General features: G+C 67.5%; 12 protein-coding genes and 1 pseudogene. 9 read left to right on the top strand and 4 right to left on the bottom strand.

Going from position 1 to position 11,863, the window contains the following annotated elements:
• Both ABIB25_RS28090 and ABIB25_RS28085 read right to left on the bottom strand, forming a co-directional pair.
• The coding region (locus tag ABIB25_RS28090; RefSeq protein WP_354531809.1) for a helix-turn-helix domain-containing protein at window positions 1-302 on the bottom strand (302 nt) is incomplete at its 3' end.
• A gap of 11 nt (window positions 303-313) precedes the next feature.
• Window positions 314-646, bottom strand: coding sequence for a hypothetical protein (locus tag ABIB25_RS28085; RefSeq protein ID WP_354531808.1), 333 nt, complete (start codon window positions 644-646; stop codon window positions 314-316).
• A gap of 150 nt (window positions 647-796) precedes the next feature.
• Here ABIB25_RS28085 and ABIB25_RS28080 point away from each other — a divergent pair, with 150 nt between their 5' ends.
• Both ABIB25_RS28080 and ABIB25_RS28075 read left to right on the top strand, forming a co-directional pair.
• Window positions 797-1,456 carry a TetR/AcrR family transcriptional regulator gene (locus ABIB25_RS28080; protein ID WP_354531807.1) on the top strand — a complete coding sequence of 220 codons (660 nt, stop codon included), beginning with the start codon at window positions 797-799 and terminating at the stop codon, window positions 1,454-1,456.
• Window positions 1,457-1,500: 44 nt separating this feature from the next.
• Entirely contained in the window at window positions 1,501-2,316 is an 816-nt protein-coding gene (locus tag ABIB25_RS28075; protein ID WP_354531806.1) for a mycofactocin-coupled SDR family oxidoreductase, read from the top strand.
• Window positions 2,317-2,413: 97 nt separating this feature from the next.
• Here the strand turns inward: ABIB25_RS28075 and fdhA are convergent, their stop codons facing one another.
• The gene (gene fdhA / locus ABIB25_RS28070; RefSeq protein WP_354531805.1) at window positions 2,414-3,628 is read right to left on the bottom strand and encodes a formaldehyde dehydrogenase, glutathione-independent; all 1,215 of its coding nucleotides are present in this window, start codon (window positions 3,626-3,628) and stop codon (window positions 2,414-2,416) included.
• A 73-nt stretch (window positions 3,629-3,701) separates the two neighbouring features.
• Complete coding sequence (locus ABIB25_RS28065) at window positions 3,702-4,388, bottom strand: SDR family NAD(P)-dependent oxidoreductase (protein ID WP_354531804.1); 687 nt, start codon at window positions 4,386-4,388, stop codon at window positions 3,702-3,704.
• Window positions 4,389-4,586: 198 nt separating this feature from the next.
• On the opposite strand from ABIB25_RS28065, the pseudogene paaK reads away from it, so the two are divergent.
• From paaK to paaE, 7 genes and pseudogenes are all read left to right on the top strand, one after another.
• Window positions 4,587-5,897: pseudogene (paaK, locus tag ABIB25_RS28060) on the top strand (phenylacetate--CoA ligase PaaK).
• Between the two features lie 149 nt (window positions 5,898-6,046).
• Window positions 6,047-8,104, top strand: coding sequence for a phenylacetic acid degradation bifunctional protein PaaZ (gene paaZ / locus ABIB25_RS28055; RefSeq protein WP_354531803.1), 2,058 nt, complete (start codon window positions 6,047-6,049; stop codon window positions 8,102-8,104).
• Complete coding sequence (gene paaA, locus ABIB25_RS28050) at window positions 8,101-9,111, top strand: 1,2-phenylacetyl-CoA epoxidase subunit PaaA (protein WP_354531802.1); 1,011 nt, start codon at window positions 8,101-8,103, stop codon at window positions 9,109-9,111. The genes paaZ and paaA overlap by 4 nt, the downstream gene beginning before the upstream one ends.
• Entirely contained in the window at window positions 9,108-9,392 is a 285-nt protein-coding gene (paaB, locus tag ABIB25_RS28045) for a 1,2-phenylacetyl-CoA epoxidase subunit PaaB (protein WP_354531801.1), read from the top strand. The genes paaA and paaB overlap by 4 nt, the downstream gene beginning before the upstream one ends.
• Window positions 9,393-9,403: 11 nt before the next feature.
• Window positions 9,404-10,294 carry a 1,2-phenylacetyl-CoA epoxidase subunit PaaC gene (paaC, locus tag ABIB25_RS28040; protein WP_354531800.1) on the top strand — a complete coding sequence of 297 codons (891 nt, stop codon included), beginning with the start codon at window positions 9,404-9,406 and terminating at the stop codon, window positions 10,292-10,294.
• Window positions 10,291-10,803 (top strand): 1,2-phenylacetyl-CoA epoxidase subunit PaaD, encoded by a 513-nt coding sequence (gene paaD / locus ABIB25_RS28035; protein WP_354531799.1) that lies wholly within the window; start codon window positions 10,291-10,293, stop codon window positions 10,801-10,803. The genes paaC and paaD overlap by 4 nt, the downstream gene beginning before the upstream one ends.
• Before the next feature lie 6 nt (window positions 10,804-10,809).
• Window positions 10,810-11,859 carry a 1,2-phenylacetyl-CoA epoxidase subunit PaaE gene (gene paaE / locus ABIB25_RS28030; protein WP_354531798.1) on the top strand — a complete coding sequence of 350 codons (1,050 nt, stop codon included), beginning with the start codon at window positions 10,810-10,812 and terminating at the stop codon, window positions 11,857-11,859.
• The last annotated feature ends 4 nt before the right edge of the window (window positions 11,860-11,863 follow it).

Raw genomic sequence — 11,863 nt, 5'->3', positions numbered from 1 at the left:
GGCGGCGGCTGCAAGGTGGCGACCACGACGGCGGCGTCGTCGATGACCGGCGGCCGCCCGGAACGCTCCAAATCCTGCAACGCTGCGATACCGCCTGCGGTGTAACGGTTGCGCCACTCCAAAACGGTTGGCCGGGACACCCCGACGAGCTGGCTGATCGCCACATTCGTCATTCCCTCCGCGGCCAGCAGCACGATCCTGGCGCGCTGCGCCATCCCGGCCGCCGCCGTGGTGGCTCGCAGCAGGGCAGTCAGTTTCGGTTCGTCGCCGGGACGCAGTATCAGCGGGGCAGCTCTGGACATACCCCATTTTCTCAAACATCCACAGTAAAGTCACTTGCAACACGCGACACTAGCAGTCGGACCTCCTCACCTGTCTGTTCGTCCAGGAAAACGAACTCAGGCATCCCGGCGATCACGTAGATCGCGGTCTCTGCTTCGCCGTGATGGTGATTGTCCGAGCGCATCCTCGGCTGCACATGGGTCTGCCCCATCCACAGCCGCTCCGACCCGACCTTCGTCCTGCTGATGGCCGCAAAGCGCTGCATGCCTGACGTCTGTGCGGTTTCGCCGTCGATCTCGGCGGCCCGGATGTGCCGCAGATTGGGCTGGGCGTGAAGCAGATCGGGGTGGAAGTCATCGGTCATGACGTCAGTTTGCCGGATCGAGGGACACCTCGCCGAAAGACGGAGGCGAGCCGAGCGCCGCGCCGGCACCTCGAGATCAAGTGGAAGCTGTCTTCCACTGCCCAGACGATTCAAACGGTAGATGGCTTCCACTTGGTCTAGGTTTGGAGGATGGCAGTCACCGAGGACACCGACGGGATGCGGGCGCGCCGGTCTGACGCGCAGCGCAACCGCGCCCGGCTCCTGGTGGCTGCCCGCGAGGTATTCGCCGAGTCCGGCCTGGCGGTGCCGATGAGCGAGATCGCGCGCCGCGCCGGGGTTGGCATCGCCACCCTGTCCCGCAACTTCGCCACTCGCGAGGCCATCATCGACGCGACCTTCGCCCCACGGATGACGGCCTACGCCGACGCCATGCAAGCGGCCCTGGGCGATCCGGATCCCTGGAACGGCTTTTCTCAGTACGTCTGGACGGTCTGCGGGATGCAGGCGGCCGACCGGGGTTTCGCCCACGTGCTCACCATGACCTTTCCCAGTGCGCTCGAGCTGGAAGCGGAACGAACCCGTGCCTACAAGGGCCTGCGCACCCTGATCGCCCGGGCCAAGGCCGCCGGCGCGCTGCGTCCGGACTTCTCGTCGGTGGACCTGGCGCTGATCCTGATGGCCAATGCCGGGGTGGTCGGCGCCACCGGTGACGCTGCGCCGACTGCGTGGCGTCGAATGGTCGCCTACTTCGTGCGGGCCTGCGCGGTGGACGCCGTCGACCCGTTGCCGCCGGCACCACGGGCCCGCCAGATGCAGCAGGCCCTGCACCGAATCCACGACCCTCTTTGAAACCCACCAGACTTCCAGCAGCAGAAACCCAGAAGGAGATTGCCATGTCAGGAAAGCTCGAAGGCAAAGTCGCTTTCATCACGGGCGCCGCCCGCGGACAGGGCCGCGCCCACGCGGTCAAGCTCGCCCAGGAGGGCGCGGACATCATCGCGAACGACCTGGCCGGTGGGATCCCGCTGGTGCCCTACGATTCCTCATCCATGGCCGATCTCGAGGAGACGGTGCGACTGGTCGAAGGGCTCGGTCGGCGCATCATCTTCCGGCAGGGCGACACCCGGGATCTGGAGGGCATGAAGGCATTGGTCGACGAGGGCGTCGCCGAGTTCGGGCGGCTGGACATCGTGGTCGCCAACGCCGGGATCTGCATCCCGGCGACCTGGGAGGAGACCACGCCGGAGATGTTCTCCACGACGATGGACATCAACGTCGTCGGAGTGTGGAACACCGTCAAGGCCAGCGCTTCTCACCTCATCGCGGCCGGCGGGGGTTCGATCATCCTGATCAGCTCGTACGCCGGCAAGAAGATGCAGCCGTTCATGATCCACTACACGGCCAGCAAGCACGCCGTCACCGGGATGACGCGGGGTTTCGCCGCCGAACTCGGCAAGCACAACATCCGCGTCAACAGCATCCACCCCGGCGCGGTCAACACCCCGATGGGATCGGGCGCCATGATCGAGGCCATCACCCGCACCAACGCCAGCAATCCGGCACTGGCGGCAATGGGAACTCCATTCCTGCCCACCTACGCAGCGGAGGCGCAGGACATCGCCAACGCCGTCGCCTTTCTCGCGTCCGACGATGCCCGGTTGATCACCGCGGAACACCTGAGCATCGACGCGGGCGCTCAGTACTTCTGAGCTGCTGGGGCGGTCACCACGTGCTGATCGGCGCACGGTCGGCGGGGTGAAGACCTCGGAAGGTCTTCACCCCGACCGCATCACTGGGGCGGACCCGTCAGGCGACCATGCCGTGAGGGTCGATGACGTACTTCTTCGCCGCGCCCTTGTCGAAGTCGGCATACCCCTGGGGAGCTTCATCCAACGGAATCACGGTGGCATTGACGGCCTTCGCGATCTGCACCTTGTCGCTCAGGATGGCCTTCATCAGTCCCAGGTTGTACCGCATCACCGGACACTGGCCGGTGGTGAACGAGATCGATTTGGCCCAACCGGTTCCCAGGCTCAACGACAGGGCACCGACCTTCGCCGCCTCGTCGATCCCGCCCGGATCGCCGGTGACGTACAGCCCTGGGATGCCGATGGCGCCACCCGCAGCGGTGACGTCCATCAGCGAATTCAGGACGGTCGCCGGCGCCTCGTGGCCGGCGTCGCCGCCGTGGCCGCGGGCCTCGAAGCCGACCGCGTCGACGGCGGCATCCACCTCGGGAACACCGAGAATCTGCTCGATCTGGTCCTGCGGTGAACCCTTGGACACGTCAACGGTCTCGCATCCGAAGCTGCGGGCCTGGGCCAGTCGTTCCTGATTGAGGTCGGCCACGATCACGACCGAGGCGCCCAGCAGCTGGGCGCCGACGGCGGCGGCCAATCCGACCGGGCCGGCCCCCGCGATGTACACCGTCGAACCCGGCTTGACCCCGGCTGTCACGGCGCCGTGGAATCCGGTCGGGAAGATGTCCGAGAGCATCGTCAGGTCAAGGACTTTCGCCAGAGCCTGATCGCGGTCGGGAAAGCGCAACAGATTCCAGTCGGCGTACGGCACGGTGACGTACTCGGCCTGACCACCGACCCATCCGCCCATGTCGACATAGCCGTAGGCCGCGCCAGGTCGGGCCGGATTGACGTTCAGGCAGATGCCGGTCTTGCCTTCTTTGCAGTTCCGGCAGCGTCCGCACGCAATGTTGAAGGGCACCGAGCAGATGTCGCCCACCTTGATGAATTCGACGTCCGGCCCGGCCTCCACCACTTCACCCAGGATCTCGTGGCCGAGGACCAGGTTCGGCGGCGCCGTGGTGCGGCCGCGGACCATGTGCTGATCGCTACCACAGATGTTGGTGGTCACGACCTTCAGAATGACGCCGTGGTTGAGCTTGCGGCCGATGTTGGCCGGGTTGACACCCGGCCCGTCCAACAGTTCGAGCTTGGGATAGTCGATCGACTGCACCTCGACTTTCCCTGCCTCGATGTACGCAACGGCTTTGTTGCCTGCCATGTCCTGACCTCCGGGTCTGCGCTGACGGATGGGATGCCAGTGACGCTACGCCGTAAGGGCCCCTGGAGCTCGGTCAGCCAGTGGAGAAGGCCGACGACGGCAGGTCCAATTCGTCGTCGGTGATGGCGCTGACGATTCGCGCGGCCACGGACTCCGGTGTGAGCCCGGTGGGGAGTTTGGGCGCGACACCGGCGATCGGCCGGGTGGCCAGTCCGGTCTCGGTGTGTGGCGGACGGGCATCCACGATCCGAATCTTCTTGCGCCGCGCCTCGGTGCGCGCCGCCGCATCGAAAGCCGTGAGTGCCGACTTGCTGGCCGCGTAGGCGGACATGTTGGCCACCGGCGTTTCCGCTACCACGGCGCTGATGTTCACGACGAAACCACCGGCCGGCAGGACGCCAAGGGCCGCCCTGGTGATCCGGAGGGGGGCCAGGTAGTTGACCAGCAGCAGCTCGTCGACGACGTCGTCATCCAATTCCGCGGCGGAGCCGAACGCCACCACCCCGGCGGCGAACACCACCCCGTCGAGCTGCCCGTGCCGGTCGATGACTGCATCGACGAGGGTGCGACCCACGTTGGGGTCCTTCAACTCTGCCGTCAGTGCGGTCGCCTCCGGCAGGCCGATGTCCTGAAGTCGTCTGGTGTCCCTGCCGGTGATCGTCAGCCGTGCACCCGCGGCCGCCAGCGCACGGCAGAGGGGTGCGCCGAGTCCGCCGCTCGCGCCGATCACCAGGATGTTCTTGCCCTGCAGGTCCGTCATGCCTCCATAGTGCCTGCGGTCGTCGGGGTGCAACGGTGCAACCCGCGACCGGCGCGACTGCGGCCGTGGTCGGCCGGCGGGCGTGAATGGGGCGGGAGTGGCATCCTGTCCAACACCGAGGAGAAGGTCACCGTCGTGCCGGGATGCAGGCAGTCGGCCTCCCCACCACACGTGACAGCCGTCGTGAGGAAGTGACCCGTGCAGGACCGTACGCCCGCCCCGGACTCGCTGGAGCCGATCGAACGTGCGTCGGCCGACGAGTTGCAGGCGCTGCAGATGCAGCGGTTGCAGGACACCCTGCATCGTGTCTACGAGAACGTGCCGCACTACCGGCAAGCGTTCGATGGGGCCGGGGTCCATCCGGGGGACATCACGATGTTGGCGGACCTCTCGAAGCTGCCGTTCACGTCGAAGGCGGACCTGCGGGAAAACTATCCGTTCGGGATGTTCGCCGTGCCACGGGAGCAGGTTTCCCGGGTGCATGCCTCCTCGGGGACCACGGGCAAGGCCACCGTCGTCGGGTACACCAGGGACGACATCACCACCTGGTCGAACCTGATGGCGCGTAGCCTCCGCGCGGGTGGGGTGCGGCCCGGCGACCGGGTCCACGTGGCCTACGGGTATGGATTGTTCACCGGCGGTCTGGGTGCGCACTATGGCGCGGAGGCGTTGGGCTGCACCGTCATTCCGGTTTCCGGTGGGATGACGGAACGGCAGGTGACGTTGATCCGCGACTTCGAGCCGGACGCGATCATGGTGACCCCGAGCTACATGCTGGCGATCATCGACGAGTTGGAACGGCAGGGCGTGGATCCGTCGTCGACCTCGTTGCGGGTGGGGGTGTTCGGGGCGGAGCCGTGGACGAACGACATGCGGGCGGAGATGGAGCGCCGGCTGGATCTGCATGCCGTCGACATCTACGGGCTGTCGGAGGTGATGGGGCCGGGGGTGGCGATGGAATGTGTGGAGACCAAGGACGGCCTGCACGTCTGAGAGGACCATTTCTACCCGGAGATCATCGATCCGATCACCGGGGAGGTGCTGCCCGACGGGCAGGAGGGCGAGTTGGTGTTCACCTCGCTGACGAAGCAGGCGATGCCGGTGATCCGTTACCGGACGAGGGATCTCACGCGGTTGCTACCGGGGACCGCGCGGACCATGCGGCGGATCGAGAAGATCACCGGCCGGACGGACGACATGATCATCCTGCGGGGGGTGAACCTCTTCCCCACGCAGATCGAGGAACTGATCCTGCAGACGCCGGCGTTGTCGCCACACTTCCAGTGTGTGCTGCATCGTGATTCGGGTCCGATGGACGAGATGACGGTGCAGGTGGAGCGCCGGGTCGACGCCACTGCGGACGATGCCGCGGCGGCCGGGGTCGGTCTGCGAGCCCTGGTGAAGAACGTCATCGGCGTCAACGTCGCGGTGCTGGTGCTCGAACCCGACGGCGTGGAACGCTCGGCCGGCAAGATGCGAAGGATCGTCGACCTCCGCCCGGCCCGGTGACTTCCCGGATCGCTGCGAGCCCGGTCGCACCCGGCTGACGCGGTCGCGAACTGTTGACTGCCACGCACGTTCGGAGCATGATTACCGAACGAACAGACGGTCGGTATCTCCTCACGAGGCGGCCGTCGCCCCATCGTGGAGGTCAGGGCATGACAGTGCTGTCGAGCTACCTGCAGGACCGGTGGGTCACGCCGACCGATGACGGCGCGGCCGTGCACGATGCGGTCACCGGCGAGGAGATCGCCCGGCTGTCAACGGCCGGGCTCGACATGGCTGCCGCGCTGGAACACGGCCGTACCGTCGGCGGACCGGCGCTGCGCTTACTCACCTTCCACCAGCGGGCCGCGCTGCTCAAGGCGCTCGCCTCCTTCCTCCGCGAGCGCCGTGGCGAGCTGTACGCGCTGTCGGCGAGAAGCGGTGCCACCAGGAGCGACTCGATGGTCGACATCGACGGCGGCCTCGGGGTACTGCTCACCTACGCCAGCAAGGGGCGCCGTGAACTCCCGAGTGACACCGTCCTGCTCGACGGCGTTCTCGAACCCATCGGCAAAGGTGGAACCTTTCTCGGGCAGCACATCTGGACCGCTCGACGCGGCGTGGCGGTGCAGATCAATGCCTTCAACTTCCCGGTCTGGGGTCCGCTGGAGAAGTTCGCTCCCGCCTTCCTCGCGGGGGTGCCGAGCCTGATCAAGCCGGCCAGCCCCACGGCCTACCTCACCCACCGGCTGGTCGAGCTGATGGTGGAATCGGGTCTGCTGCCGGACGGCGCGATCTCGTTGATCACCGGGAGTGCCGGAGATCTGCTCGATCACCTGACGGACCAGGATTCCCTGGGATTCACCGGATCGGCCAGCACGGCCCGCAAGCTCAGTGCCCATCCGGCCGTCGTCGCCAATGGGGTGCGGTTCACCGGCGAGGCCGACTCGCTGAACTGTTCCATCCTCGGCCCGGATGCCGTCCCGGGTACCGAAGAATTCGACCTGTTCGTGAAATCCCTCACCATCGAGATGACGGTGAAGGCCGGGCAGAAATGTACGGCGATCCGACGGGCCATCGTGCCGAACCCGTTGCTGGACGCGGTGGGGGAGGCTGCGTCGGCGCGATTGGCGAAGGTCGTCATCGGGAATCCGGCTGACCCCTCCGTCAGGATGGGCGCCCTCGCCGGCCTCGAACAGCGGGAGGACGTCCGGCGGTCGCTCAAGGCACTGCTCGACGTCGCGACCATCGTGTTCGGGGACCCCGACCACGTCGACGTGGTCGGCGCCGACGCCGATCGCGGTGCCTTCATGTCACCGATCCTGTTGCGGGCCAACGGTGATCGCGCCGAGCCGCACGAGGTGGAGGCGTTCGGGCCGATCAGCACGCTCATCGGCTACGACACCGTGCCCGACGCCATCGCCCTCGCGATCCGCGGGAAGGGCAGCCTCGTCGGATCGCTGATCACCCACGATCCAGAGGTGGCCCGCGAGGTCGTGCTCGGGATCGCACCGTGGCACGGGCGTCTGCTGGTGCTCGACCGCGACGACGCGGGTGAATCGACCGGGCACGGTGCTCCGCTCCCGAATCTGGTGCACGGTGGTCCAGGGCGGGCCGGCGGTGGTGAGGAGCTGGGCGGTCTGCGTGGCGTGCAGCACCACATGCAGCGCTCGGCCGTGCAGGCCTCGCCGCAGATGCTGACGGCCATCACCGGACGCTGGACGCCCGGGGCGGATCGTCAGGTCACTGACGTCCATCCCTTCCGGAAGTCGCTGCAGGAGCTGCAGATCGGAGACACGGTCGTCGCCGGTCCGCGCACCGTGACGATCGCCGACATCGACCAGTTCGCCGAGTTCACCGGCGATACCTTCTACGCCCACACCGACGAGGTGGCGGCCGCGGCGAATCCGTTCTTCGATGGACGGGTGGCGCACGGCTATCTCGTCGTCTCCTTCGCTGCCGGGCTTTTCGTCGATCCGGCGCCCGGTCCGGTGTTGGCCAACTACGGCCTCGACAATCTCCGGTTCCTCACCCCGACCTACCCCGGCGACGAACTGACGATCACGCTGACCGCGAAGGCGATCACCCCGCGGGACGGCGAGTACGGCGAGGTCCGCTGGGACGCGGACCTGACGAACCAGGACGGCACCTCGGTGGCCAAGTACGACGTGCTGACGATGGTGGCCAAGCGGTGGCCGATGCAACCCGCTCCGGAAGGATCGACGACATGACCGAGGTGCTGAACCCAGCCGGGCCGAGCCCCGCACGTTTGGCAGGAGACGCGGACGACACCGCCCTGCTGCAGGCACATTTCGACGAGACCATCGCCCACGAGCGCCGGATCGAGCCGCGGGACTGGATGCCGGACGCGTACCGGAAGACGATGGTCCGGCAGATCGCCCAGCACGGTCATTCCGAGATCATCGGGATGCAGCCGGAGGGCAACTGGATCACGCGGGCACCTTCGTTGCGGCGCAAGGCGATCCTGCTGGCGAAGGTGCAGGACGAAGCCGGCCACGGCATGTATCTGTACTCCGCCGCCGAGAGCCTGGGCGTCGACCGGGCCGACCTGACCGACAAACTGGTGCACGGCAGGCAGAAGTACTCCTCGATCTTCAACTACCCGACGCTGTCCTACGCAGACGTCGGTGTGATCGGCTGGCTGGTCGATGGCGCCGCCATCTGCAACCAGGTCCCGTTGTGCCGCAGCAGCTACGGGCCGTACGGCCGGGCCATGGTCCGCATCTGCAAGGAGGAGTCCTTTCACCAGCGCCAGGGCTACGAGCTGCTGATGTCGATGATGCGCGGCACCGACGCCCAACGAAAGATGGTGCAGGAGGCCGTCGATCGCTTCTGGTGGCCGGCGCTGATGATGTTCGGACCGCCGGACGACGAGTCGCCGAACACCGAGCAGTCGATGAGGTGGGGCGTCAAGCGGCACACCAATGACGAACTGCGCCAACGGTTCGTCGACATGTCCGTGCCGCAGGCCGCGAAGCTCGGTGTCACGTTCCCCGACCCGGAACTGAGGTTCAACTCCGAGCGCGGGCACCACGACTTCGGCACGCCGGACTGGGACGAGTTCTGGTCGGTGGTGAAGGGCAACGGACCGTGCAACGCCCAGCGCGTCGCGCACCGCAAGGCCGCCCACGACGAGGGCGCCTGGGTGCGGGAGGCTGCCATGGCCCACGCTGCGAAAGCCGCACCGGCCCACACCGCGGAAGCCGGACAGCGATGAGTTCCGGTTGGCCGTTGTACGAGGTGTTCCTCCGAGGAAAGCGTGGGCTGAACCACGTCCACGTGGGTTCGCTGCATGCCGCCGATCCGCAGATGGCGCTCCATCACGCCCGCGATCTCTACACCCGGCGCAACGAAGGCGTGAGCATCTGGGTGGTTCCCGCCGCGGACATCACGGCTAGCAGCCCGGACGAGAAGGACCCGTTCTTCGCCCCGTCCGGCGACAAGGTCTACCGACACCCCACCTTCTACGACATCCCCGATGATGTCCCCCACATGTGAAGGGCGGCGCCATGTCTGACAGCAGGGAAGATGATTTCGCGGGGCATGCCCTGGCGCAGGACTCGGACGACCACCGCTGGGCATTCGGCACCGGATTCACCGACGCCCTCGAAGGGGTGGACACCACCGTGCCGAAGGGTGTGGACGCGGAGGCGCTGGCTGCCTACTGCCTGATGCTCGGCGACGATGCGCTGATCCTCAGCCACCGCCTGCAGCAGTGGATGACGCGCGCGCCCGAACTCGAGGAGGAGACAGCGATCGGCAACATCGCCCTCGACCTGCTCGGCCAGGCCCGGATGCTGCTCGCCAGAGCGGGAAAGGCTGACGGCACCGACCGGGACGAGGATGCGTTCGCCTTCTGGCGCGAGGAGAACGAGTTCCGCAACGTCCGGCTGGTGGAACGTGTCGATGCCGACTTTGCCGAGATGCTCGCCCGTCTGCTGGTCTTCTCGACCTGGCGGCTGGCGCAGTTCGACGCCCTCCGGTCTTCGAGAGATCCTGTGTTGGCGGCGATTGCGGCCAAGGGCGTGAAGGAACTGACCTACCACCGTGACTACGCCGCCCGCTGGGTCGTCCGGCTCGGCGACGGCACCGACAAGTCACACCGGCGCATGCAGGCGGCGATGGACGTCGTCTGGCCGTTGGTCGACGAACTGTTCCGCTCGCACCCGGTCGAGGCCGCGCTGCCCGGCACCGCGGTGGAGGGATCCACCCTGCGCACCGGGGTGGACGTCGTCATCGATACCGTGCTGGCCACCGCCACGCTCGAACGTCCGGTTGCTGCCGCGCTGGCCGGGGTTCGCGGGAGGTACGGCCGAGATGGTCTGCACACCGAGGCTTTCGGCTACATCCTGGCGGAGATGCAGAGCATGGCCCGCGCCCACCCCGGTGCCACGTGGTGAGCGCTGTGGTGATCCGTTCCGGCCCGGCGTGGGACATCGCCGCGGCGGTCCCGGACCCGGAGTTGCCGATGGTCACGCTGGCCGATCTCGGCATCCTGCGGGACGTCCGTCAGGATGGTGACGCCGTGACGGTGACGATCACCCCGACGTACTCGGGTTGTCCGGCCATGCGCGAGATCAGCCAGGATCTGCGACACCGCCTGCAGCGAGCCGGTTTTGCCGATGTCAGGATCGAGACGGAGTTGTCGCCGCCGTGGACGAGCGATTGGATCACGGCTGCCGGGCGGACCAAGTTGAACGCGGCCGGGATCGCCCCTCCGCCGGCCGCCGGCCCCCGGTCGGCCGGGCCGATCCCCTTGACCCTGACCGTGCCGGTGCGCACGGTGGCCTGTCCCCGCTGTGGATCGGTGAGGACGGCCGTCACCTCGCAGTTCAGCGCGACCGCCTGCAAGGCGCTCTACCGCTGCCAGGACTGCCGCGAGCCGTTCGAATACGTCAAGGAGATCTGAGAACGCATGGCTCGCAGCGACTTCCACGCATTGCGCGTGGCCGATGTCGAAGCCCTGACGGACGACTCGGCAGCGGTCAGGTTCGACGTCCCGGCCGACCTGCGCGAGCAGTTCCGCTTCGCCCCCGGCCAGTCCCTGACGCTGCGACACGGCGAGGAGCGGCGGTCGTACTCGATCTGCGCCCCGGCCGGCCAGGCCCCCCGCATCGGCGTGCGAGAGGTCGCCGGCGGAGCGGTCTCGGGGTGGTTGATCCGGCAGGTGCGGGCCGGTGACGTCATCGACGTGCAGGCTCCCGCAGGCTCTTTCAGCCCCGACCTCACCGCACCCGGTCGACACGTGTTGATCGCCGCCGGGTCCGGGATCACCCCGATGCTGTCGATCGCGGCGTCAGTGCTGGAGGCCCACGCCGAATCGACGGTCACCCTGATCTACGGCAATCGCCGCAGCGACTCGGTGATGTTCGCCGACGACGTCGCCGACCTGAAGGATGCCCATCCGGCGCGGATGAGGTTGGTGCACGTGCTGTCCCGTGAACCGCAGGAGGTCGAGCTGTTCAGCGGCCGACTGGACGCCGACCGCCTACGCCGGCTGCTGCCGGCGACGCTGGAGGTGGCCGACGTCGATCACTTCTGGCTGTGCGGACCGTTCGGCATGGTCACCGACGCGATCGAGGTGCTGACCGGGTTCGGCGTGAGTCCCGACCGCATCCATCGCGAATTGTTCTACGTCGGTGACGATCCGCCGGAGGAGACCCGGCACGAGGACGCCCCGACGGGACCGGGTTCGGAGGTCACCGTCGTGCTGGACGGCCGCAGCACCACGACCACCGTCCCGCCGGACGTGCCGGTGCTCGACGGAGCCCAGAAGGTCCGACCGGATCTGCCGTTCGCCTGCAAGGGCGGCGTGTGCGGGACCTGCCGTGCTCTCGTCACCCACGGCGAGGTGCGGATGCGTCGCAACTTCGCGCTGGAGAGGGCCGAGGTGGAAGCCGGCTACGTGCTCACCTGCCAGGCGCTACCGGTCACCGACACCGTGACGATCGACTACGACTCCTGAGGCG

It is taken from the genome of Nakamurella sp. UYEF19, assembly GCF_040546275.1.
Taxonomy (GTDB): Bacteria; Actinomycetota; Actinomycetes; order Mycobacteriales; family Nakamurellaceae; genus Nakamurella.
Note: the sequence above shows the minus strand (reverse complement) of the source record. Positions and strands in the feature narration are given on the sequence as shown.